This window comes from Mesorhizobium sp. M0058, assembly GCF_040323095.1.
In the GTDB taxonomy this organism is placed as follows: Bacteria; Pseudomonadota; Alphaproteobacteria; order Rhizobiales; family Rhizobiaceae; genus Mesorhizobium.
In genome coordinates this window covers 132,371-155,339 of record NZ_JAMYUQ010000011.1, presented here as the reverse complement: position 1 = coordinate 155,339, position 22,969 = coordinate 132,371, and the positions used below count along the sequence as shown (strand labels likewise).

Annotated in this window: 29 protein-coding genes; 24 read left to right on the top strand and 5 right to left on the bottom strand. The window is 63.4% G+C overall.

The annotated features are described in order from the left end of the window. Positions 1-3: 3 nt before the first annotated feature. Entirely contained in the window at positions 4-258 is a 255-nt protein-coding gene (locus tag NKJ75_RS20340) for an acyl carrier protein (RefSeq protein ID WP_023671226.1), read from the bottom strand. A gap of 235 nt (positions 259-493) precedes the next feature. On the opposite strand from NKJ75_RS20340, the gene NKJ75_RS20335 reads away from it, so the two are divergent. The 5 genes from NKJ75_RS20335 to NKJ75_RS20315 are packed head-to-tail and all read left to right on the top strand — an operon-like array spanning position 494 to position 2,850. Continuing rightward, positions 494-1,315: an urease accessory protein UreD gene (locus tag NKJ75_RS20335; protein WP_352500097.1), complete on the top strand. Its 822-nt coding sequence runs from the start codon at positions 494-496 to the stop codon at positions 1,313-1,315. A gap of 30 nt (positions 1,316-1,345) precedes the next feature. Next, the gene (locus NKJ75_RS20330; RefSeq protein WP_023671228.1) at positions 1,346-1,648 is read left to right on the top strand and encodes an urease subunit gamma; all 303 of its coding nucleotides are present in this window, start codon (positions 1,346-1,348) and stop codon (positions 1,646-1,648) included. A 10-nt stretch (positions 1,649-1,658) separates the two neighbouring features. After that, a complete protein-coding gene (locus tag NKJ75_RS20325) occupies positions 1,659-1,913 on the top strand; it encodes a DUF1272 domain-containing protein (protein WP_023671229.1) in 255 nt (84 codons plus the stop codon). A gap of 29 nt (positions 1,914-1,942) precedes the next feature. After that, a complete protein-coding gene (locus NKJ75_RS20320) occupies positions 1,943-2,536 on the top strand; it encodes a HupE/UreJ family protein (RefSeq protein WP_023689154.1) in 594 nt (197 codons plus the stop codon). An 8-nt stretch (positions 2,537-2,544) separates the two neighbouring features. Next, the gene (locus NKJ75_RS20315; protein WP_023671231.1) at positions 2,545-2,850 is read left to right on the top strand and encodes an urease subunit beta; all 306 of its coding nucleotides are present in this window, start codon (positions 2,545-2,547) and stop codon (positions 2,848-2,850) included. Between the two features lie 26 nt (positions 2,851-2,876). On the opposite strand, the gene NKJ75_RS20310 is transcribed toward NKJ75_RS20315, so the two are convergent. Both NKJ75_RS20310 and NKJ75_RS20305 read right to left on the bottom strand, forming a co-directional pair. Next, on the bottom strand, positions 2,877-3,374 hold the full coding sequence (locus tag NKJ75_RS20310; RefSeq protein WP_023703724.1) for a hypothetical protein: 498 nt from the start codon (positions 3,372-3,374) through the stop codon (positions 2,877-2,879). Positions 3,375-3,497: 123 nt separating this feature from the next. Beyond that, positions 3,498-3,860, bottom strand: coding sequence for a hypothetical protein (locus NKJ75_RS20305; RefSeq protein WP_023671233.1), 363 nt, complete (start codon positions 3,858-3,860; stop codon positions 3,498-3,500). A 179-nt stretch (positions 3,861-4,039) separates the two neighbouring features. On the opposite strand from NKJ75_RS20305, the gene ureC reads away from it, so the two are divergent. From ureC to NKJ75_RS20265, 8 genes are all read left to right on the top strand, one after another. Beyond that, the gene (gene ureC / locus NKJ75_RS20300; RefSeq protein ID WP_031200480.1) at positions 4,040-5,752 is read left to right on the top strand and encodes an urease subunit alpha; all 1,713 of its coding nucleotides are present in this window, start codon (positions 4,040-4,042) and stop codon (positions 5,750-5,752) included. 91 nt (positions 5,753-5,843) lie between these two features. Then, on the top strand, positions 5,844-6,437 hold the full coding sequence (locus tag NKJ75_RS20295; protein WP_023703722.1) for a hypothetical protein: 594 nt from the start codon (positions 5,844-5,846) through the stop codon (positions 6,435-6,437). Between the two features lie 42 nt (positions 6,438-6,479). Further along, positions 6,480-7,085, top strand: coding sequence for a glutathione S-transferase family protein (locus NKJ75_RS20290; RefSeq protein ID WP_352443573.1), 606 nt, complete (start codon positions 6,480-6,482; stop codon positions 7,083-7,085). After that, entirely contained in the window at positions 7,082-7,684 is a 603-nt protein-coding gene (ureE, locus tag NKJ75_RS20285) for an urease accessory protein UreE (protein ID WP_352500096.1), read from the top strand. The genes NKJ75_RS20290 and ureE overlap by 4 nt, the downstream gene beginning before the upstream one ends. Beyond that, positions 7,677-8,348, top strand: coding sequence for an urease accessory protein UreF (locus NKJ75_RS20280; protein WP_023742265.1), 672 nt, complete (start codon positions 7,677-7,679; stop codon positions 8,346-8,348). Before ureE ends, NKJ75_RS20280 begins: the two co-directional genes overlap by 8 nt. Next, positions 8,345-8,803, top strand: coding sequence for a DUF3995 domain-containing protein (locus NKJ75_RS20275; protein ID WP_023689160.1), 459 nt, complete (start codon positions 8,345-8,347; stop codon positions 8,801-8,803). The genes NKJ75_RS20280 and NKJ75_RS20275 overlap by 4 nt, the downstream gene beginning before the upstream one ends. After that, positions 8,800-9,432 (top strand): urease accessory protein UreG, encoded by a 633-nt coding sequence (ureG, locus tag NKJ75_RS20270; protein WP_023689161.1) that lies wholly within the window; start codon positions 8,800-8,802, stop codon positions 9,430-9,432. The genes NKJ75_RS20275 and ureG overlap by 4 nt, the downstream gene beginning before the upstream one ends. A gap of 66 nt (positions 9,433-9,498) precedes the next feature. Next, entirely contained in the window at positions 9,499-10,266 is a 768-nt protein-coding gene (locus NKJ75_RS20265) for a class II aldolase and adducin N-terminal domain-containing protein (protein ID WP_023689162.1), read from the top strand. A gap of 81 nt (positions 10,267-10,347) precedes the next feature. Here NKJ75_RS20265 and NKJ75_RS20260 read toward each other — a convergent pair whose 3' ends face one another. After that, entirely contained in the window at positions 10,348-10,980 is a 633-nt protein-coding gene (locus NKJ75_RS20260; protein WP_023671242.1) for an HAD family hydrolase, read from the bottom strand. 220 nt (positions 10,981-11,200) lie between these two features. Between NKJ75_RS20260 and NKJ75_RS20255 the strand changes: the two genes are divergently transcribed. Further along, entirely contained in the window at positions 11,201-12,160 is a 960-nt protein-coding gene (locus tag NKJ75_RS20255; RefSeq protein WP_023689163.1) for a sugar-binding transcriptional regulator, read from the top strand. A 37-nt stretch (positions 12,161-12,197) separates the two neighbouring features. On the opposite strand, the gene NKJ75_RS20250 is transcribed toward NKJ75_RS20255, so the two are convergent. Then, on the bottom strand, positions 12,198-12,383 hold the full coding sequence (locus NKJ75_RS20250; protein ID WP_023745868.1) for a hypothetical protein: 186 nt from the start codon (positions 12,381-12,383) through the stop codon (positions 12,198-12,200). A gap of 110 nt (positions 12,384-12,493) precedes the next feature. Between NKJ75_RS20250 and NKJ75_RS20245 the strand changes: the two genes are divergently transcribed. The 10 genes from NKJ75_RS20245 (at position 12,494) to NKJ75_RS20200 (ending at position 22,960) form a co-directional block, all read left to right on the top strand. Further along, positions 12,494-13,402: a LysR substrate-binding domain-containing protein gene (locus tag NKJ75_RS20245; protein ID WP_023671245.1), complete on the top strand. Its 909-nt coding sequence runs from the start codon at positions 12,494-12,496 to the stop codon at positions 13,400-13,402. Between the two features lie 172 nt (positions 13,403-13,574). Continuing rightward, positions 13,575-13,856, top strand: coding sequence for a hypothetical protein (locus NKJ75_RS20240; RefSeq protein ID WP_023745867.1), 282 nt, complete (start codon positions 13,575-13,577; stop codon positions 13,854-13,856). Between the two features lie 223 nt (positions 13,857-14,079). Then, positions 14,080-15,390, top strand: a complete 1,311-nt coding sequence (locus tag NKJ75_RS20235) for an ABC transporter substrate-binding protein (protein WP_023745866.1) — start codon at positions 14,080-14,082, stop codon at positions 15,388-15,390. A gap of 122 nt (positions 15,391-15,512) precedes the next feature. Further along, positions 15,513-16,385 (top strand): carbohydrate ABC transporter permease, encoded by an 873-nt coding sequence (locus NKJ75_RS20230; RefSeq protein WP_023671249.1) that lies wholly within the window; start codon positions 15,513-15,515, stop codon positions 16,383-16,385. Positions 16,386-16,396: 11 nt separating this feature from the next. Then, complete coding sequence (locus NKJ75_RS20225) at positions 16,397-17,221, top strand: carbohydrate ABC transporter permease (RefSeq protein ID WP_023671250.1); 825 nt, start codon at positions 16,397-16,399, stop codon at positions 17,219-17,221. 50 nt (positions 17,222-17,271) lie between these two features. After that, the gene (locus NKJ75_RS20220) at positions 17,272-18,276 is read left to right on the top strand and encodes an ABC transporter ATP-binding protein (protein ID WP_023689168.1); all 1,005 of its coding nucleotides are present in this window, start codon (positions 17,272-17,274) and stop codon (positions 18,274-18,276) included. Continuing rightward, positions 18,273-19,043 (top strand): L-iditol 2-dehydrogenase, encoded by a 771-nt coding sequence (locus tag NKJ75_RS20215; RefSeq protein WP_023745865.1) that lies wholly within the window; start codon positions 18,273-18,275, stop codon positions 19,041-19,043. The genes NKJ75_RS20220 and NKJ75_RS20215 overlap by 4 nt, the downstream gene beginning before the upstream one ends. Positions 19,044-19,089: 46 nt before the next feature. Next, positions 19,090-20,568, top strand: coding sequence for a mannitol dehydrogenase family protein (locus tag NKJ75_RS20210; protein WP_023689169.1), 1,479 nt, complete (start codon positions 19,090-19,092; stop codon positions 20,566-20,568). A gap of 11 nt (positions 20,569-20,579) precedes the next feature. After that, a complete protein-coding gene (locus NKJ75_RS20205) occupies positions 20,580-21,239 on the top strand; it encodes an HAD family hydrolase (RefSeq protein ID WP_352500095.1) in 660 nt (219 codons plus the stop codon). A gap of 134 nt (positions 21,240-21,373) precedes the next feature. Continuing rightward, complete coding sequence (locus NKJ75_RS20200; protein ID WP_352500094.1) at positions 21,374-22,960, top strand: FGGY-family carbohydrate kinase; 1,587 nt, start codon at positions 21,374-21,376, stop codon at positions 22,958-22,960. The last annotated feature ends 9 nt before the right edge of the window (positions 22,961-22,969 follow it).

Here is a 22,969-nt window from a genome sequence, read left to right as displayed (position 1 = left end):
AGCTCAGGCTTTTTTCGCAATCAGCGCGCGAACAGCCTCAACCATATCGCCGACATTCTTGAGATTGCTCCAGGCATCGACCGTGTTCATCTCGATCTCGATGCCGTACTGCTCCTCGAGATCGAAGATGATCTCGGTCAGTTCCAGGGAATGGATGCCAAGCGCGGTCAATTCCGTATTGGTGGTGATCTCTTCGCCACCGGGCTCCGCATGTGCCCTGATCTTGGCGATGATTTCCGTTGCCAGCTCGTCAGCCATTCGATTCCTTCCCCAATTTTATAACGTCGCGGTGCCGATTGGTTGGCGCCCCTGTTGCCTGGACTGAAATCGCCGTCGCCTTCAAAAACCCGCCAGGCGCAGCATGACCGTTCCAAAGAGGCTCCCTCTATAGAAACGGAAACGCTGTCAAGCAACAAGCTATATCAACAAGCACCATATCGACAAAGCGCCGGGAGTGCTTAACGTTAGCGCCGTGGATACGTTGCAGCATGTCTTGATCCCAGCTCTTCCGGCCCAGCGCGCGGCCGGGGCGGCCCGGCTTGCGTGCGGCGTCAGGGATGGACGCACCCGGCTTTTGCGCCTCTATCAGGACGGCTCGGCCAAAATCCGCATGCCGGCCGTTGCGGCCGATCCGCTCGAAGCCGTGCTCATCAACACCGCCGGCGGTCTGACCGGCGGCGATCGGCTCGGCTGGGAAATCGATGTCGGGCCAGGTGCCTCCGCCTCGATAACCACCCAGGCCTGCGAAAAGATCTATCGTGCCGCTAGCGACCGCGCCGAAGTTCGGGTGAAGCTCAGCGTCGGCGCGGGCGGGCGTATCGCCTGGCTGCCCCAGGAAACCATCGTCTTCGACCGCTCGGCCTTTGCCCGCACGCTCGAGGTCGAGCTTGCCGCAGGCGCCGAGGCATTGCTGCTTGAAGCCACCATATTCGGCCGCCTCGCCATGGGCGAAGAGGCCGCGCACGGCCATTTCCACGACCGTTGGCGTGTCCGCCAGGATGGTGCGCTCGTTCATGCCGAGGATTTCCGCATCGGGCCGGCTATCGCGGCGGCACTTGGCCGCCCGGCGGTCGCCGGCGGCGCCATTGCCGCTGCGACGCTGCTGATGGTCTCGCCGCAGGCCGAAGCCTTGCTCGATCCGGCCCGCGACATCGTCGGCGCCGACGGCGATGCCAGCGCCTGGAGCGTCAAAAAATCTGGCAAGCTTCTTGCGAGGCTGTTTGCCGGGGACGGCTATCAGCTGCGCAAGCGGCTGGTTCCGCTCGTCGAACTGCTCAACGGGCGGGCGGGTCTGCCCAAATTATGGTCACTCTGAGCCAAATACAGGCCAAATCCAGGAAAGCGCATGAACCTGACGCCGCGTGAAAAGGACAAGCTGCTCATCGCCATGGCGGCGATCGTGGCGCGCAAGCGGCTGGAACGCGGCGTCAAGCTCAATCACCCCGAAGCGATCGCGCTGATCACCGATTTCGTCGTCGAGGGCGCCCGCGACGGCCGCCCGGTCGCCGAACTGATGGAGGCCGGCGCCCATGTCATCACCCGCGCGCAGGTGATGGAAGGCATCGCCGAGATGATCCACGACGTGCAGGTCGAGGCGACCTTTCCCGACGGCACCAAGCTGGTGACCGTTCACGAACCGATCAGGTGAGGAGAAAACGATGCTGGAGCTGCGACCGAATTGCGAATGCTGCGACAAGGACCTGCCGCCGGAAGCGGCGGACGCGCTGATCTGCACCTTTGAATGCACCTTCTGCGCTGACTGCGCTGAACATGTGCTGGGCGGCGTCTGCCCGAACTGCGGCGGCAATTTTTCCGCACGCCCGATCCGCCCAGTGGAGAAACTGGTGAAATATCCGGCCTCGACCCAACGCGTGCTCAAGGCCGAGGGCTGCGGCCCGCGCAAGGCTGCGTGATTGTTTTCGTGACTTCGAAGGGAAGACCGATGATCTCTGCTTCAACCAAACGCACCACGCTTGCAGCGATCCTGCTGCTGGCGGCGGCGATGCCCGCCTATGCCCATGTCGGCATCGGCACGACCTCGTCCTTCGCGGCGGGCTTCGCGCATCCGCTGTCCGGCCTCGACCATATGACCGTCATGGTAGCCGTCGGCCTGTGGGCGGCGCTCAAGGGCGGCAAGGCAATCTGGGCCTGGCCGCTGGCCTTTGTCGGCGTCATGCTGGTCGGCGGCGCGCTCGGCATGCTCCACGTGCCGGTGCCTTTCGTCGAACCGGGCATCCTTGCCTCCGTCGTCGCGCTTGGCTTGCTGGTGGCGTTGGCGGTCGATCTGCCGGTCTCGGCCGGAGTCGCCATCATCGGCCTGTTCGCGCTGTTCCATGGCCATGCCCACGGCACCGAAGTGCCGGAAAATGCCGGTGGACTTGACTATATGGCCGGCTTTGCCGTTGCCACCGCACTTCTCCATGCCATGGGCATCGCTGCCGGCCTTGGCCTCGGCATGCGCTTTCGCGGGCTTGCCCGCGCCGCTGGCGCCGCTTGTGCTGCAGTCGCCGTCGGCCTGGTCTTCGGCGTTTTGTGAGGCTAACGATGATTCCCGGCGAAATCATCACGGCAAGCGGCGACATCGAGCTCAACAAGGGGCTGCCGACGGTGACGCTGAAGGTCGCCAACAGCGGCGACCGGCCGATCCAGGTCGGCAGCCACTACCATTTCTTCGAGACCAATGAGGGGTTGAAATTCGACCGCGACAAAGCGCGCGGCATGCGTCTGGACATTGCCGCCGGCACCGCGATGCGCTTCGAACCGGGACAAGAGCGGGACGTCACGCTGGTGCCGTTCGGAGGAAAACGCGAGGTCTACGGTTTTCAGCAGAAGATCATGGGCAGGCTGTGAGATCGACGGGGTCGAGCGCCCTGAGGTCAGTTCGACGGCCTGGCCGCCGCGTAGATGACGATTCTTGCCGAGCCGTCGAATTCCACCGCAAGGACGTCTTCCGTAAGCACGCGCCGCGAATCGATGGCGTTGAACAGCAAGGCGTTGGCGTCGATCTCCTTGCGCAGTTCCGCAATGTCGTCCTGATGCTGTTCGACCTTGCTCTCGACGGCCGGCGGCGGGCCGCCTTCGCTGCGTGCCGCGTCGGTGAGGAAGACGATATCTACTGTATCGAGCTTGGACGTCTTGCGCACGGCGCCGATGTTCTCACGCGTCCGCTCGATCGCGGTGATGATCTTGTTGGTCTGTGGTTCCGTCCGCGCCTCCTCCTGCCGGACATCGGAGCCGACGATCCTGTTGACGGTGTCGGCCCGGTTGACGGCGCCAGCGCTTTCAAGACCTTGCGCGGGTTGCGGGCCGAAAGCTGCGAGAAATGCGCAGGCAGCAAGGCTCTGGAGCCATCTGGTGTCGGCAAAGACAGGCATCGCTCGCTCCTGGTGGACTTTTCTGTGCAACGCCGTTCGGCGCCAAAGGGACGAAACGCCTCCTGTCGGGCGAAGGTTCCCTGTGGGCTGGCGGGCCGGGTGCCGGCCCGCCAAGCGCTTCTTTCAGCTTGCCTTCTTGGTGACAAGGGTCAGCGCGCCATCGGTGGTCATGCTGGCGGCGACCACCTGTGCCGAGGTGAGCCCCTTGGCTTCGAGCGCCGACTTGATCTGCGGAGTCGCGTCGATCGAAGAGCGCAGTTTCTGCAGCCCGGCATCGCCACGCTGGGCGATCACCTGATTGACCTGCGTCTGGGTGGCCTTGGGCAATTCGCTGATATCGACGATGTTGACCTTCTGGATCGCCGGCGCCGCCGGCTGAGCGCTGGGCGCCGCCGGCTTCGGTTGCGGCGTGGGCTGCTGCTGGGCGCCGGCTACAGTTGCGGAGGCCAGCGTGGCGGCGGCTGCAAGAACGATGATTTTGCGCATGTATTTTCCTCCATCGATTTGGCCAAGGGTTTGGCAAACGGGCGGTTTGGGGTGGCACGACCACCTCAACGGCCAAATGGGATCAGAAGGTGTCGCCGGGCGGGTCATTGCATGACCATTGGATGGCGACGATGTGGAGTTCGGCTGCGGCCGGCCTCTCGTTTGGGGAGCATTGACTGATGGCTAGAATTACCCGCGCCGCCTACGCGCAGATGTATGGCCCGACGGTCGGCGACAGAGTGCGCCTGGCCGACACCGAGCTGTTTATCGAGGTCGAAAAGGACCTCACCGTCCATGGCGAGGAGGTGAAATTCGGCGGCGGCAAGGTCATCCGCGACGGCATGGGCCAGAGCCAGGTGTCGCGCGCCGGCGGCGCGGTCGACACGGTCATCACCAACGCGCTGGTGGTCGATGCCACGGCCGGCATCTTCAAGGCCGACATCGGTCTCAGGGACGGCCGCATCGCGGCGATCGGCAAGGCCGGCAATCCCGACACGCAGGACGGCGTCACCATCGTCATCGGCCCCGGTACAGAGATCATCGCGGGCGAGGGCAAGATCCTGACCGCCGGCGGCTTCGACGCGCACATCCACTTCATCTGCCCGCAGCAGATCGACGAAGCGCTGATGTCGGGCATCACCACCATGCTCGGCGGCGGCACCGGCCCGGCGCATGGCACGCTGGCCACCACCTGCACGCCTGGACCCTGGCACATGGCGCGCATGATCCAGTCCTTCGACGCTTTCCCGATGAACATCGGCCTGTCCGGCAAGGGCAACGCCTCGCTGCCGGCAGCGCTGGAGGAAATGGTGCTGGGCGGCGCCTGCTCGCTGAAGCTGCACGAGGACTGGGGCACGACGCCGGCGGCCATCGACTGCTGCCTGTCGGTTGCCGACGATTACGACGTGCAGGTGATGATCCACACCGATACGCTGAACGAATCCGGCTTTGTCGAGAACACCGTCGCCGCCATCAAGGGCCGCACCATCCACGCCTTCCACACCGAGGGTGCCGGCGGCGGCCATGCGCCCGATATCATCAAGGTCTGCGGCTTGCCCAACGTCATTCCGTCTTCGACCAACCCGACCCGGCCCTACACCGTCAACACGCTGGCCGAGCATCTCGACATGCTGATGGTCTGCCACCATCTGTCGCCGTCGATCCCTGAAGACATCGCCTTTGCCGAAAGCCGTATCCGCAAGGAGACCATCGCGGCGGAAGACATTCTGCACGATATCGGCGCCTTCTCGATCATCTCGTCGGACTCGCAGGCCATGGGCCGTGTCGGCGAGGTGGCGATCCGCACCTGGCAGACCGCCGACAAGATGAAGCGCCAGCGCGGGTCATTGCCGCAGGAGACCGGCAACAACGACAATTTCCGCGTCCGCCGCTACATCGCCAAATACACCATCAACCCGGCCATCGCGCATGGCCTGTCCAGGGACATCGGTTCGATCGCGGTCGGCAAGCGCGCCGATCTGGTGCTGTGGAACCCAGCCTTCTTCGGCGCCAAACCGGACATGGTGCTGATCGGCGGCATGATAGCCGCAGCCCCGATGGGCGACCCAAACGCCTCTATCCCGACACCGCAGCCGATGCACTACCGCCCGATGTTCGGCGCCTATGGCAAGGCCAGGACCAACTCGTCGGTGACGTTCGTTTCCAAGGCGGCTCTGGACTCAGGCCTGCATGGCCGGCTCGGCGTCGACAAGCAGTTCGTGGCCGTGGAAAACACCCGTGGCGGCATCGGCAAGCATTCGATGGTGCTCAACGACGCTACGCCGCATGTCGAAGTCGACCCGGAGACTTACGAGGTGCGCGCCGATGGCGAGCTACTGACCTGCGAGCCGGCAAGCGTGCTACCGATGGCGCAGCGGTATTTCCTGTTTTGAGGCGAGGGGCGATTTGATCGACCCGGCAAATTCCGTTGCGACCCGGTCGGTCCCACCGCAATATGCGGCTCAAAGAACCGCGTAGCAGGTCATGGTCACCGAAATAGCCTCCGCCCACGACATCTTCCCGCATATCCGCATCGTCATGGGCATGGTGATCGGACTTGGCGTCGCTCGCCTGCTGTCGGGGGTGGCGCGAATCGTCCAGCATCCCGGCCAGTACAGGCTCTATCCCGTGCACCTCGGCTGGGTCGCCTCCATGCTGTTGCTGCTGGTGCATTTCTGGTGGTGGGAGTTCGGCCTCTACACCATAGAGGTCTGGACTTTCGGCAAGTACCTGTTCCTGATCTTCTACGCCATCACGCTGTTCCTGCTGTGCGCGCTGCTGTTTCCGGATTCGATGCTCGACTACACCAGCTACGAGGATTTCTTCTATTCGCGCCGTGGCTGGTTCTTCGGCCTGCTGGCGGCCACCTATCTGCTCGATGTCGTCGACACGCTGCTGAAAGGTCCCGAGCATTTCGCCCGCTACGGCAATGAATATCTGTTCCGAACGCCGGTTTTCGTGGCGCTGTGCATAGCCGCCATACTGGTGCGCGACCGCCGTTTTCACATTGCCTTCGTCGTCGGCACACTGATCTACCAGGGGTCGTTCATCCTGCGGCTCTTCGACACCATCGTCTGAACAGTGGCTATGGTTTAGGGTCGCAGGAAAGAGGGTTCGACCATGTACAAGGCTATCGGATCGCGTGGATCCCGCGTCAGCCGCGTTCTGTGGATGCTCGAGGAACTCGGGCAGCCCTATGAATTCGTCGAGGTCAAATTGCGTTCGCCCGAAGCCTATGCGCTCAACCCGTCGGGCAAGGTGCCGATCCTGATCGATGGCGAACTGACGGTGACCGATTCGGCGGCAATCTGCGTCTATCTCGCCGACAAGCACGCCGACAAAGGCATGGGCGCCAATCCAGGTGTGGCCGGACGCGCCGAGATGGATTCCTGGATGCATTTTGCCCAGAGCGAATTCGAAGCGCCGCTGTGGAACAAGCTGCGCCACCGCTTCCTGTTGCCGAAGGGCGTGCGGGTCGATGTCGGCCCCGCCACCGCCTACGATTTCGCCTCGGAGGCCAAGGCGCTCGACGGCCGGCTGGGGGATCGGGAGTTTGCGCTGGGCGACCGGTTTTCCGCCGTCGACGTGCTGTTGGGCGACATGGGCGGCTGGGCCCGCGCCGGAAAATTCCCGATCGAGTCCGAGCGCGTCAACGCGTATTTTGACCGCGTCCTGGCGCGGCCTGCCCGTGCGAGAGCCCAGGCTAACGGTGGAGCCATGCGATGAAACTCAACCTGAACACCGACTTCACCAAGTTCCCCCGGGCCGTCTCGGTGGTGCCTGCCGGCACTGCCGGAACTACGCCGCCATCCGGCCGTGCCGTCCTGCCCCATGACGAGCGCCATCTGCGCCGCCGTGCCATCGAGCTTGCCGACGGCAGCAAGGTGCTGGTCGACCTGCCGAAACCTGTGACCTTGAACGATGGCGACCGGCTGGAGTTGGAGGATGGCGGCCAGGTCGAGATCACCGCGGCTCCCGAAGAGGTCTACGACATCCGCGCCCGCCACGCCGTGCATCTGACCGAACTCGCCTGGCATATCGGCAACCGCCATCTGGCGGCAGCGATCGAGCCCGGCCGCATCCTGATTTTGCGCGACCATGTCATCAAGGCTATGCTGGAAGGGCTGGGCGCCACGGTGCGCGAAGTCTCCGAACCGTTCGAGCCGGTGCGCGGCGCCTATTCCGCCCAAGGTGCGCATGGTCACGATCATGGCCATGCGCATGCGCACGCCGAAGCGCATTCCCATGATGGACGTTCCCACGCACACAGCGAGTCGCATTCGCACAGCCATTCCCATGACGGGCATCATCACGATCATGACTGACCAGCCATCCGGCATCGCTTTGCTGCGGCTCATGGCGTGGCTGTCGCCGGCCTTTCCGGTCGGCGGCTTTGCCTACAGCCATGGTCTCGAACGCGCCGGGCAAGACGGGCTGGTTGCCGATACCGCCAGCCTCGCCTTCTGGCTGGAGACGCTGGTCGAGATGGGCTCGGGCTGGAACGACGCCGTGCTCTTCACGGAAGCCTGGCGCCGCGCCCGCGACGGCGGCGATCTCCATGAAATTGCCGATCTCGCCGAAGCGCTGGCCGGCTCGCGTGAGCGTCACACCGAAACCATGCTGCAAGGCGCCGCCTTCCTGAAAGCGGCAGCGGCTTGGGCGAATCCGGTGTTGGGCCGCCTGCCGGCCGAATGCGCCTACTGTGTCGCCGTCGGCGCCGTTGCCGGCGGCAACGGCATCGCGCTTCAGGACGCGATGTCGGCCTTCCTGCAGGCCTTCTTCTCCAACCTCGTCCAGGCGGCGATCCGACTCGGAATCGTCGGCCAGACGGACGCTATGGCCTTGCTCGCCGGCTTCGAGCCGTTGGCGCTGTCGACGGCCGCGTGCGCCGCCGGCTCGACATTGGACGATCTCGGCGGCTGCGCCTTCATCTCCGACATCATGGCGATGAAGCACGAGACGCAGTATTCCAGGCTGTTCCGCTCATGATCGTCCTCGCCTTCGCCCTCTCGGCCGTCCTGCTGCTGATCACCGCGCTGCATGTCTATTGGGGCCTTGGCGGCATCTGGCCGGGCAGGGACGGCGTCTCCTGCGCCCACGCCGTCGTCGGCTTTCGCGGCATCGACGAGATGCCGACGCCGTTTGCCTGTTTCGCCGTTGCCGCGTGCCTGTGCCTCGCAACCCTGTGGCCGCTGGCGCTGACCGGGGTCTTCGCCACCCCCTTTCCAAGGGAAGGCCTTGCCGCCACAGCGCTGCTCATAGGGCTGGTCTTCCTCGGCCGCGGCATTGCCGGCTTCACGCCGTGGTGGCGCCGTCTGGCGCCGGAACAGCCTTTTGCGCGGCTCGATGTCAGCTTCTATTCGCCGCTCTGCCTGTTGATCGGGCTCAGCTTCGCCATCCTCGCCATCACGGAGTTTTTCGGCATGACGGATTTTTCGCTATGACTCAGGCCAACGGTCCCCTGCGCATCGGCATCGGCGGTCCCGTCGGCTCCGGCAAGACGACGCTAACCGAAAAGCTCTGCAAGGCGCTGCGCGACGATTTCTCCATCGCCGTCGTCACCAACGACATCTACACCAAGGAAGACGCCATGATGCTGGCTCGCCTGCAGGCGCTGCCTGAGGACCGCATCGTCGGCGTGGAGACCGGCGGCTGCCCGCACACCGCCATCCGTGAGGACGCCTCGATCAATTTGCAGGCGATCGCCGAGCTGAACAGGAAATTCCCCGATCTCGACATCGTCTTCATCGAATCCGGCGGCGACAATCTTGCCGCCACCTTCTCGCCGGACCTTGCCGACCTGACCCTCTATGTCATCTCGGTTTGCCAGGGCGAGGAAATCCCCAGGAAGGGCGGGCCGGCGATCACCCGTTCCGATTTCCTGGTCATCAACAAGAGCGATCTGGCGCCCTATGTGAACGTCAACCTCGATGTCATGGAGAGCGACGCCGCCCGAATGCGGGGCAAGCGCCCGTTCGGCTTCACCGACCTGTCGCGCGGCAAGGGACTGCAGGAAGTCATCGACTTCATCGTCGAACATGGCGGGCTGCAGTCGGCCCGCTCGGCGGCCTGACCCAGTACTTACCGGTTGCTGGTCGGCATTGGGCGCGGCATTCTTGGGGAAATGGAGGATTTTTTGATGAGCATCGCCCGTTTGCAGAAAGAGCCGCTGACCAACCTGCCCTATTATGAGGAGCGCGTCGACCTCGCCGCCGCCTTCCGCTGGACGGCGCGGCTCAACATGCATGAAGCCGTGGCCAACCACTTCTCGCTGTCGGTCAACGAGGACGGCAGCAAATTCCTGATGAACCCCAACCAGGTGCATTTCTCGCGCATCAAGGCGAGCGACCTTTTGCTGATCGACGCCAACGATCCCGAGACGCTGACCGGCCCCGACGCGCCCGACCCGACTGCCTGGGGTCTGCACGGCGCCATTCACCGCAACGTGCCGCATGCGCGCTGCGCCATGCATGTGCATTCCATTCATGCCACTGTGCTTGCATCGCTGGCCGACTCGACTCTGCCGCCGATCGACCAGAACTCGGCCATGTTCTTCAACCGCCACGTCGTCGACGCCCATTATGGCGGGCTGGCCTTCGAGGAAGAGGGCGAGCGCTGCTCGCAACTGCTCACCGACCCTAAGGTCAAGGTGATGGTGATGGGCAATCACGGCGTCATGGTCATCGGCGACACCGTTGCCGACGCCTTCAACCGCATGTTCTATTTCGAACGCGCCGCCGAGACCTACATCAAGGCGCTGTGGACCGGCCGGCCGCTGCGCACGCTCTCCGACGCCATTGCCGAAAAGGCCGCCAGCGAAATGGACGACTATCCCGGCCAGGCGGAGCGTCACCTGGCCGAGCTGAAGGCGATCCTCGACGAGGAGGAGCCGGTGTACCGCAGCTGAATGAGTTCACCCTTCTCCCCGTTCACGGGGAGAAGGTCCCGGCAGGGGGATGAGGGGCAGCGCCGACGTTCATAGGCTCACTCAGAGTCCCAACTGAGCCCGCAACTCTTCCGCACTGTTGATCACGACAGCGCCCTTCGGTCCTGCCATCGGCGCTTCCGGCCAGAAGATCGTCCGCATCCCCGCGGCCAGGCCTGATGTGGCGCCGGTAACGCTGTCGTCGACGGCCACCGCGTCTGAAGGATCGACGCCGGCCAGCCACGCGGCGCGCAGGAATGGTTCGGGATGCGGCTTGCCTTCGCGCACGTCGTTTCGGCTGATCGTGCGCATGCCGGGATAGATCAGGCCGACGGCGCTCAGATTTGCATCGACGATCACCCGGTCGGAATTGGACACCACCGCCTGCTGCACGCCGAGCGCGCGCAACTCGTTGAACACTTCGATCGCGCCGGGGCGCGGCTTCAGCGTCTCGGCCATCGGCATGTAGTGATCGTATTTGCGCACGATCCAGTCGTCGAAGGGCAGGTCGAGGCCGAACTCGCTGCGCAGCATCTCGTAGACCGGTGCGGCGGCGACGCCCAGCACCCGCTCATGCAGGTCGGCCGGCGGCGTGATACCGACGCTGCGCAGCGCCGCCACCAAGGCCGCCTCGTGCAGCGGCTCGCTGTCGACCAGCGTGCCGTCCATATCCCAGAAAACCGCTTTCGGCGTCATGCGAGGCTCCTTTGCCGATCCCCTTAAAGCGTTTGTATCAGGAGATAAACTGCCGAGCCCGTCCGCTGGCGATTTTCGCTGGGTTGGTTGCCGCGCGGCGGCCGGATCGAAGCAGCAAGCAATTGTCTTCCCGATTGAACAATTGCGCGCCGACACATTCCCTGCAAGACTACGACGCTTCGCCCAAGGGCGCGCAAAGGGGCAGGGCTGGAGGCACATTTTGAATTCGCGGCAAGATGGCGGCAGCAGCAGGCTGGACGAGGCAGCGCGCGCCGGCTGGCTTTATTATGTTGCCGGCAACACCCAGGACCAGATCGCCGCCACGCTCGGCATTTCCCGGCAGACGGCGCAGCGGCTGGTGTCGCTGGCGGTGTCGGAGGGGCTGATCAAGGTTCGCGTCGATCACCCGATCGCCAATTGCCTTGATCTCGCAGCTAGACTGAAGTCACGCTTCGCGCTCGACCTCGTCGAAGTGGTGCCGAGCGATCCAACCTCATCCTCGACCACGATCGGCATTGCCGAGGCGGCCGCGGCCGAGATCGAGCGGCGGCTGCGGTCACCGACGCCCATCGTCTTGGCCATCGGCACCGGCCGCACGCTGAAGGCGGCGATCGAGCAATTGCCGCCGATGGAATGCTCGCAGCACAAGGTTGTGTCCTTGACCGGCAACATCTCGCCCGACGGTTCGGCCGCCTTCTACAACGTCATCTTCACCATGGCCGACCGGGTCAAGGCGCGCTCGTTCCCGATGCCGCTGCCGGTCATCGCCTCGTCGCCGGAAGAGCGCGAGATGCTGCTTGCCCAGCCGATGATCCAACCGACGCTGGCGCTGGCCGCGGAAGCCGACGTGACCTTTGTCGGCATCGGCGATCTCGGCCCGAAGGCGCCGCTCTACGAGGACGGTTTTATCTCGGAAAGCGAGTTGAAGGCGTTGCAAAAGGCTGGCGGCGTCGCCGAGATCGTCGGCTGGGTGTTCGATCGGGAAGGCCGCATGATCGAGGGCATCACCAACGACCGGGTATCGTCGGCAGCCTTGCCGTCACGCGAAAAGTCGCTGGTCATTGCGCTCGCCATGGGCGAGCGCAAATTGCCGGGCATCCTGGCCGCGGTGAACCGCCGGCTGGTCAATGGCCTCATCACCGACGAGCGGACCGCCACGGCCCTGCTCGACGGTGCCTGATTACCAATTAAGCAGCCCATCGATAAAATCCAACACGTTATTTGCAGCGCCCGGACGGGTCGTTGCCGTCGAGGAAGCCCATGTCGCGCTGCAAATGCGGCGACAGCTCCCGGACGTCGATGTAGCCGCGCCGGCGGTGCACAAGCAGGGAGAATTCATGCGCCAGCAGGGAAAACCAGCTCTGCGCCGGGGTGGAATGGAGTTTTTGCTGTACCGTGGTCATGATCTTCAGCCTCCGCTATGCTTGAACTTGATTGATCGTTGACACCAGATATCGGCCTGATTGGCTCTTGCCGCCAATCAAACGTCGATCACGACCCATAAGGAGGGCTTATGCCCGATCTCAAGGCACCACAGCTCGCCCAGTTGCCGCCGCTGCAGGCCATCAGGGTCTTCGAAGCCGTCGCGCGGCATCTCTCCTTCACCAAGGCCGCGCAGGAACTCGGCATGACGCAGGCCGCGGCCAGCTATCAGATCAAGCTTCTGGAAGAGCGCATCGGTTCGCCGCTGTTCCTGCGCCAGCCGCGCCAGATCGTGCTGACCGAACCCGGCCAGCGCCTGGCGCCCGCCGTCAGCGAGGCGTTCAGCCTGCTCTCAAGCGCCTACTCCGCCGCGCGTGGGGGCGCCGATGGTGTGCTGTGCGTCTCGACGCTGCTGACCTTTGCCTCGAACTGGCTGGCGCAGCATCTCGGCTCCTTCCAGGTCGCGCATCCGTCGCTGGCGGTGCGCGTCGATACCTCGAACAGGGTGATCGATTTTGCCCGCGAGGACATGGACATCGCTATCCGCTCCGGCAGCGGCAAGTGGCCTGGAGTGGAGACCCATCTTTTGTTCAAGGCCGATTTCACCCCGGTGCTGAGCCCGGCACTCGCTGCCACCATAGGTGGCGTCCACGAACCCGCCGACCTGTTCAAGCTGCCCATTCTCGATCCCGGCGACATCTGGTGGCGGGAATGGTTCGCCCTTGCCGGCGTCCCGGCGGACGAACTTGCCAGGCGCACCGGCACCAGCATGGGCGCGCAGGCCTATGAGGCGAACGCGGCCATCGCCGGCCATGGTGTTGCGATCCTGACCACCGCATTGTTCAAGACCGAGCTCGCCGCCGGCCGCCTGATCCAGCCCTTCGACCTGGTCGGCGACGACGGCCACGCCTATTGGCTGGTCTACCCGACGGCGCGTCGCAACGTGCCGAAGATAAAAGCCTTCCGGGACTGGATCCTGGCCGAGATCGCCTGCGCCTGAGGGCGAGCGATTCGCGGATTGATTTCCGAGATGCAAAGCGAGCCATGGATCCGCGACGAATGCTCGCTTCCGCGGACAAACAGCTGCGATCGGGCCACTCGGTTAACCAAGCTTGACAAAAACGCTGTCGATATCACTCGCCCGGCATAGGCTTGTGCTTGTGACGACCCAATTGAGCAGGATCAATCGTCTGCAGATTGAAACAGGGTCGATCAGCCGGCTGATGAAAGTCTATCGCGTCGAAGAAATCGAAAACAACACCGTGCGCACGACGCACGTGATCGAAGCATTTACGCCGTTTCAAGCTGCCGTGAAGGTAATCGGCCGGGAAGTTAGGCTGCGCAAGGACGAGCCCAGCTGGATCCAGGTGACGGAAGTGCTGACCAGAGCCAAGCAAACACGCGACGGCAGGGTTTTCGAATATTCCGTGGGAAGCTACCCGTCCCACGGCTGACGGGCTGGGCCCATGATTGGGTTGCGATGGGTCGGCATCAACCCGCTCTCACATCCCGTGCAAACAGCTTCCCAAATCCATTCAATATCCTCTACGCGCGCAATGTCGCACCTGCCCCGTGTGCTGCGCTGCAGCATCGAATCCGGCTTGACATAATTAACACCAAGTGAGTAATTGCCCATTACCAAGGCAAATGCTCATCTTGGTTCATGGGAGGAATTTGATGAAACTGCGCACGCTCACTTTGGGCTTGTTGTCGGCCAGCGCTTTCGCTTTTGCCGCACACGCCGAATCCATCACCATCGCCACGGTCAACAATGGCGACATGGTCCGCATGCAGAAGCTGACGGACGACTTCACCAAGGCGAACCCCGACATCCAGCTGAACTGGGTCACGCTCGAAGAGAACGTGCTGCGCGAGCGCGTCACCACCGACATCGCAACCAAGGGCGGTCAGTACGACGTCATGACCATCGGCACCTACGAAGTTCCGATCTGGGCCAAGCAGAACTGGCTGTTGCCGCTCGACAAGCTCGGCGACGACTATGACGCCAAGGACATCATCCCGGCCATCGCCGGCGGCCTGTCGGTCGACGGCAAGCTCTATGCAGCGCCCTTCTACGGCGAAAGCTCCTTCGTCATGTACCGCAAGGACCTGATCGAGAAGGCGGGGCTGAAGATGCCCGACGCCCCGACCTGGGACTTCATCAAGCAGGCGGCCGACAAGATGACCGACCGCGCCAATGGCGTGAACGGCGTATGCCTGCGCGGCAAGGCCGGCTGGGGCGAGAACACGGCGTTCCTGACGGCCATGTCCAACTCGTTTGGCGCCCGCTGGTTCGACGAGAACTGGAAGCCGCAGTTCGACCAGCCGGAATGGAAGAACACACTGCAGTTCTATGTCGACCTGATGAAGGCCGACGGTCCGGAAGGCGCTTCGTCCAACGGCTTCAACGAGAATCTGGCTCTGTTCCAGCAGGGCAAGTGCGGCATGTGGATCGACGCCACCGTGGCGGCGTCCTTCGTCTCGGATCCGAAGGCCTCGAAGGTGGCCGACAAGGTCGGTTATGCTTTGGCGCCGGACAATGGCCTCGGCAAGCGCGCCAACTGGCTCTGGGCATGGTCGCTGGCGATCCCCGCAGGCACGCAGAAGGCGGAATCCGCCCAGAAGTTCGTCTCATGGGCGACCAGCAAGCACTATGCGGAACTGGTCGCTTCCAAGGAAGGCTGGGCCAACGTTCCTCCGGGAACGCGTTCCTCGCTCTACGCCAATCCCGAGTACCAGAAGGCGGCCCCGTTCGCCAAGATGACGCTGGACTCGATCAATGCCGCCGATCCGGCGCATCCGACGGTCAAGCCGGTGCCCTATGTCGGTGTGCAGTTCGTCGCCATTCCTGAGTTCCAGGGCCTCGGCACAACCGTTGGCCAGCTGTTCTCGGCGGCGCTCGCCGGCCAGACCAGCGTAGACGACGCGCTCAAGCAGGCGCAGGACGCCGCCACGGCGACCATGACCGAAGGCGGTTATATCAAGTAAGGCTCCTCCCGGTGCCGAACGCCGGTCGCCTCCTGACCGGCGATGGCCGCCCGAGTCCCAGTTCGGGCGGCCGCTTTTTCCCCGCTGTGAAAATTCAGTCCGACTAGTGAAGGGTGACCGTCATGGCTACTCAGCAGACCCGTTCGCTTGCCCGCTTTATGTTGGCGCCATCCGTGGTGCTGCTGTTCGTCTGGATGATCGTGCCGCTGGCACTCACGATCTGGTTCTCCTTCCAGCAGTACAATCCGCTCAATCCGATCCGCGACGGGTTTGTCTGGTTCTCGAATTACTCGCTGTTCTATTCCAACCCGGCATTCCTGCAGTCGATCCTCAACACGCTGGTCCTGGTGGGCAGCGTGCTGCTGATCACCGTCATCGGAGGCATCATGCTGGCGCTGTTGATCGATCAGCCGATGTGGGGACAGGGGATCGTCCGCATCCTCGTCATCTCTCCGTTCTTCGTCATGCCGCCGGTGGCTGCACTTGTCTGGAAGAACATGATCATGCACCCGCAATACGGCGTCTTTGCCGACATTGCGCGCTTCTTCGGGGCTCAACCGATCGACTGGTTCGGGCAGCATCCGATGCTGGCCATCATCATCATCGTCGCCTGGCAATGGCTTCCCTTCGCCACGCTGATCCTGCTGACCGCATTGCAGTCGCTCGACGGCGAGCAGAAGGAAGCCGCCGAGATGGACGGCGCCGGCTTCGTCAGCCGCTTCATCTATCTGACGCTGCCGCACATGTCGCGCGCCATCACCGTCGTCATCCTGATCCAGACCATCTTCCTGCTGTCGGTCTATGCCGAGATCCTGGTCACCACCAATGGCGGACCCGGCTATGCCTCCACCAACCTGCCCTTCCTCGTCTACCAGAAGGCATTGCTGGAGTTCAAAATCGGCCAGGCATCGGCCGGCGGTGTCATCGCCGTCATTCTCGCCAACATCGTCGCCTTCTTCGCCATGCGCGCGGTTGGCAAGAACCTGGACAAGTAAGGGAGGATACGATGGCACGTGCAGTCACCACCCAACACAAGGTCATTGCGACAGGCGCCGCCTGGATCGTCGCGCTGCTGATCTTCTTCCCGATCCTCTACACGATCATCACCTCGTTCAAGTCGGAGCAGGAGGCCATCCAGGGCTTCGCGCTGATCCCGTCGGGGACGTTCGAGAGCTATACCGAGGTCCAGGCGCAGAGCGGCTACTTCAAGTTCTTCTTCAACTCGGTGCTGCTCTCGGTCGGCTCGACCATCCTGGCCCTGATAGTCGCGGTTCCGGCCGCCTGGTCGATGGCCTTCTCGCCGGGCAAGTGGACCAAGGACATCCTGATGTGGATGCTCTCGACCAAGATGATGCCGGCGGTTGCCGTGCTGTTCCCGATCTACCTCATCTTCCGCGATGCCGGACTGCTCGACAGCCGCATCGGCCTGATGATCATGCTGATGCTGATCAACCTGCCCATCGTGATCTGGATGCTCTACACCTACTTCCGCGAAATCCCCGGCGAGATCCTGGAAGCGGCACGCATGGACGGCGCCACCTTGTGGGGCGAGATCGTCTATGTGCTGACCCCCATGGCCGTGCCGGGCATCGCATCGACCATGCTGCTCAACATCATCCTGGCGTGGAACGAAGCCTTCTGGACCATCCGCCTGACCACCACCGAGGCGGCGCCGCTGACGGCCTTCATCAGTTCGTTCTCGAGCCCGCAAGGCCTGTTCTGGGCCAAGCTTTCGGCGGCCTCGACGCTGGCCATCGCCCCCATCCTGATCATGGGCTGGTTCAGCCAGAAGCAGCTGGTGCGCGGCCTGACATTCGGCGCGGTAAAATAACGGACGTTGCCTGAAGCAATCCGGCCAAATAACCCCTCGGGGAGGAAACCATGGGAAACATCACGCTCAAGAACGTCTCCAAGCATTTCGGATCGACGGTCATCATTCCAGGCCTCGACCTCGTCATCGAGAATGGCGAGTTCGTCGTCTTCGTCGGGCCGTCGGGTTGCGGCAAGTCCACGTTGCTGCGCCTCATTGCCGGGCTCGAGGACACCAGCGGGGGCACCATCAACATCGATGGCCGTGACGTCACCGGCGAGGCGCCGGCCAAGCGCAAGCTGGCCATGGTATTCCAGTCCTATGCGCTCTATCCGCATATGACGGTGGCCAAGAACATCGGCTTCCCGCTGAAGATGGCGGGCGAGGATGTGGCGACGATCGACAAGAAGGTGAAGGACGCAGCCCGGGTCCTCAACCTCACCAACTATCTCGAACGCCGGCCCGGCCAGCTCTCCGGCGGCCAGCGGCAACGCGTCGCCATCGGCCGCGCCATCGTGCGCCAGCCCTCGGCCTTCCTGTTCGACGAGCCGCTGTCCAACCTCGATGCCGCACTGCGCGGCACCATGCGGCTCGAAATCAGCGAGCTCCACCATCAGCTCAAGACGACGATGGTCTACGTCACCCACGACCAGATCGAAGCCATGACCATGGCCGACAAGATCGTCGTGCTCAACGCCGGCAACATCGAACAGGTCGGCTCGCCGATGGAACTCTACAAGTCGCCGAAGAACCTATTCGTGGCGGGCTTCATCGGTTCGCCGAAAATGAACCTGATCGAAGGTGCGCCGGCGGCCAAATACAACGCCAAGACCATCGGCATTCGTCCTGAGCATATGGGGATATCGACCACAGCGGGTGACTGGAAAGCCCTCGTCGGCGTCGCCGAGCATCTGGGCTCCGACACCTTCCTGCATGTCCAGGCCGACGGCGTCGGTCCGCTGACGGTACGCGCCGATGGCGAACTGGCCGTACGCCACGGCGACACCATCTATTTGACGCCGGACAAGGTCCGCATGCATCGCTTCGGCCCCGATGGAAAGGCGCTGACGCAGTGAGACTGAAAGGCAAATCGGCGCTGATCACCGGATCCGCGCGCGGCATCGGCAGGGCTTTTGCCGAAGCCTACACCCGCGAGGGCGCCACGGTGGCCATTGCCGATATCAATCTGGCGGCTGCCGAAAAGACGGTCGCCGAGATTGGCGCCAACGCCTATCCGGTCAGGCTCGACGTCAGCGACCTCGCTTCGATCCAGGCGGCGGTCAATGCGGTCGAAACAAAGACCGGCGGCCTCGACATACTGATCAACAACGCTGCTTTGTTCGACCTGGCGCCGATCGTCGAGATCACCAAAGCAAGCTACGACAAATTGTTCTCCGTCAACGTCGCCGGCACCTTGTTCATGCTGCAGGCAGCGGCGCGTTCGATGATCGCAAGGGGCAAGGGCGGCAAGATCATCAACATCGCCAGCCAGGCAGGACGCCGCGGCGAGCCGCTGGTCGCCGTCTATTGCGCCACCAAGGCCGCGGTGATTTCGCTGACCCAGTCCGCCGGGCTCGATCTGATCAAGCACCGCATCAACGTCAATGGCATCGCGCCCGGCGTCGTCGACAGCGATATGTGGGATGAGGTCGATGCGCTGTTCGCCAAATATGAGAACCGGCCGAAAGGCGAGAAGAGGCGGCTGGTCGGTGAGGGCGTGCCCTATGGCCGCATGGGCAAGCCGGAGGACCTGACCGGCATGGCGGTCTTCCTGGCCAGCGACGACGCCGAATACATCGTCGCCCAGACCTACAATGTCGATGGCGGCCAATGGATGAGTTGATGGGCCGGGATCACGAAGGCCGCAGCCCGGCCAAAAGGGTAGAAAAATGACCGTGAAACTCTCCTCCTCGATCCTCTCGGAACTCCCCGCCAAGGTCGCCGGTCCCAGATATGATCGCTCCAGGCTCAAACCCGGTATCGTCCATTTCGGCGTCGGCAATTTCCATCGGTCGCATCAGGCGGTCTACCTCGACGATCTCTTCAATGCAGGCATCGGCCATGACTGGGCGCTGGTCGGCGCCGGGGTCTTCGAGGGCGAAAAAATCGGTCGTTCCAAGCTGCAGGAGCAGGACTGGCTGACCACCGTGGTCGAGCAGGATTCCGACCATATGAGCGCCCGCGTCACCGGCGTCATGATCGATTTCCTGACGCCCGGCGATGCGGATGCGATCATCGACCAGCTCGCCGATCCGGCGATCAAGATCGTCTCGCTGACCATCACCGAAGGCGGGTATTTCATCGATCCGGCCTCGGGAAAGTTCAACCCGACCCATCCTGATATCGTTGCCGACGCGCAGGCAGGTACGACGCCGAAGACGGTGTTCGGCCTCATCCTGGCCGGGCTGATGCGCCGCCGGGCCGACGGCATCGTGCCGTTCACCGTCATGTCCTGCGACAACATCCCTCACAATGGCCATGTCACCTCGGATGGCGTCATCGGCCTCGCCCGGCTGATCGACGAGGATCTGGCAAACTGGGTCAGCGACAATGTCGCCTTTCCCAACGGCATGGTCGACCGCATCACCCCCGCCACCTCCGACCGCGAGCGCGGCATTCTCGCCACCGAGTTCGGCCTCGAGGACAACTGGCCGGTGTTCTGCGAGCCGTTCAAGCAATGGGTGCTGGAAGACCGTTTCACCGACGGCCGCCCGCCGCTGGAAAAGGTCGGTGTGCAATTCGTGAGGGATGTCGCGCCCTATGAGCTGATGAAGATCCGCATCCTCAATGGCGGTCATGCCACGATCGCTTATCCCGCAGGGTTGATGGACATCCATTTCGTCCATGAGGCGATGCAGGAGCCGCTGGTGCGCGGCTTCCTCGCCAAGCTCGAGCATGACGAGATCATCCCGACCGTGCCGCCGGTGCCGGACACCGTGCTGGAGGATTATTACCAGCTCATCGAGCACCGCTTTTCCAACCCGAAGATCGGCGACACCATCCGCCGGCTTTGCCTCGACGGTTCCAACCGGCAGCCGAAATTCATCATCCCGACCATCGCCGACCGGCTGAAAGCCGGGAAGAGCGTTGCGGGTCTCGCGCTGGAATCGGCGCTGTGGTGCCGCTATTGCTTCGGCACCACCGACAGCGGCGCCGACATCGAAGCCAACGATCCCAGCTGGGACCGGCTGCAGGCAACCGCCAAGGCGGCGAAGGATGCGCCCGGCGCCTGGCTTGCGATGGAGGACATCTATGGCGATGTCGGCCGCTCGGCGGCGTTCGCCGAGGCCTTTGCCCATGCGCTCAACGTCTTGTGGGCGAATGGCACGCGCGCGACGCTGACGCGCTACATCTCCGGCAAGCTCTGACGCCAGCCGCAATGACGCCCGAACTGGTCATCTTCGACTGTGACGGCGTGCTGGTCGACAGCGAGGCGCTGTCGGTTTCGGCTCTGCTCGGCATGATCTCTGCCGCCGGGGGCTCGGTCAGCGAGGATGCGGCCTACGAGCATTTCCTCGGCAAGAGCATGAAGAGCGTGCGCGAGATACTTCTTCGCGATTTCACCACCGACATCACCGACGTGCACCTGACCGATATGCGCGTCGAGCTGATGCGCAAATTCCGCGAGGAGCTGAAGCCGATTCCCGGCATCAGCGACATCCTGCCGAAGCTGGGCGTGCCCTGCTGCGTCGCTTCCTCCGGCACGCTCGACCGCATTCGCTATGCGCTCGACGTTACCGGCCTGCTCGGCCTGCTCGAGCCCCATCTGTTCAGCGCTGCCATGGTCGCGCGCGGCAAGCCGGCGCCGGATCTTTTTCTCCATGCCGCCGCTGCTATGCGCGCGCATCCCGGTAATTGCATCGTAATCGAGGACAGCCCTGCCGGCATCGCGGCGGCGCGTGCGGCCGGTATGCGCGTCTTTGCTTTCACCGGCGGTTCGCACGCCGGCAACCCGGCCTTGAAAGCGCGGCTTGCGTCGAGTGAACCGGACTTTATATTCGCGGACATGCTGCAATTGCCCGATCTGATTGCAGGCTAGAGCATGATGCCGAAAAGTGTGAAGCGGTTTTCGGACGACATCATGCTCTACTTCTTTGATTTAGAGACGGATTCAGATTTCAGGTCGAACAGACCTGAAATCATCCGGCTCTAGGGAGCGAGAGTAAAAGCATCTTGACGAAAAGCTTCGTTTGCGCGGTCGATGTCGGCACCGGGAGCGCCCGCGCGGGCATTCTCAATACGTCAGGCACCTTGCTCGGCCGCGCCGAGCATCCGATCGTCATGAACCAGCCGAAGGCCGATCACGCCGAGCACAATTCGCAGGATATCTGGTCGGCGGTCTGCATCGCGGTGCGTGCCGCGCGCGAAAAGGCCGGTGTGTCAGCCGGCGATATTGTCGGCATGTCGTTCGACGCCACCTGCTCGCTGGTGGTGCTGGACAGGAATGCCGGCCAGCTCAGCGTCTCGGTGACGGGCGAACGGCGCTGGGACACCATCGTCTGGCTCGACCATCGCGCCATCGCCGAGGCAGATGAATGCACCGATAGCGGCCACGCCGTACTCGACTATATCGGTGGCGTCATGTCGCCGGAAATGGCGACGCCGAAGCTGATGTGGCTGAAGCGCAATCTGCCGGGAACTTGGCATGAAGCCGGCTACCTGTTCGACCTCACCGATTTCCTGACCTGGAAGGCGACCGGGTCGCTGGCGCGCTCGCAATGCACGCTGACCGCCAAATGGACCTATCTGGCGCATGAGGAAACCGGCTGGCGCAGTGACTTCTTCGACAGGGTCGGGCTTGGCGATCTGTTCGAACACGGCAGCCTGCCGGAGAAGGCAAGTGCTGTCGGTGCCGACATCGGCACGCTCACCCCTGAAGCGGCGGCGGAGTTGGGCTTGAGCGAAAACTGTCGGGTCGGCGCCGGCGTCATCGATGCCTATGCCGGCGCGCTTGGCGTGCTCGGCGGCTTTGCTGGCGACGAGCAGAATATCGGCCGCCATCTGGCATTGATCGCCGGCACCTCGTCCTGCGTCATGGCGATGTCGCCCGACCCGCAGCCTTTCGCCGGCGTCTGGGGTCCATACTATGGTGCGGCACTGCCAAAGCTGTGGCTGTCGGAAGGCGGACAGTCGGCCACTGGTGCCTTGCTCGACCACATCATTCGCTGGCATGGCGCCGGCGGCGAGCCGGATGCGGCCATGCATGCCAAGATCGCCAGGCGCGTCGCTGAACTGCGCAGCACCGAAGGCGACAAGCTGGCGGCGAGGTTGCATGTACTGCCGGATTTCCACGGCAACCGCTCGCCGCTTGCCGACCCGCATGCCGTCGGCGTGGTCAGCGGGCTGACGCTGGATTCCTCCTTCGACAGTCTGTGCAAGCTGTATTGGCGCACCGCCGTCGGCATCGCACTCGGCGTGCGCCATGTGCTGGAGGCGCTGAACGAGAACGGCTATCTCATCGACACGCTGCACGTCACCGGCGGCCACACCAAGAACCCGTTGCTGATGGAGCTTTATGCCGACGCGACCGGCTGCGCGGTGATCGAGCCGCTGGCCGACGAAGCCGTTCTGCTCGGCACCGGCATGGTCGCCGCCACCGCGGCCGGTCTGTTCCCGGACCTGAATGCCGCTTGCGTCGCCATGCAGCAAGGCGGCAGGGCGCGCACCTCGAACCCGGCCGCTTCAGGCCGCTTCGACCGCGACTACAAGATTTTCCTCGAAATGCACCGCCAGCGGCAGGAGCTCGACGCCATCAGCTAGAGGAATTCC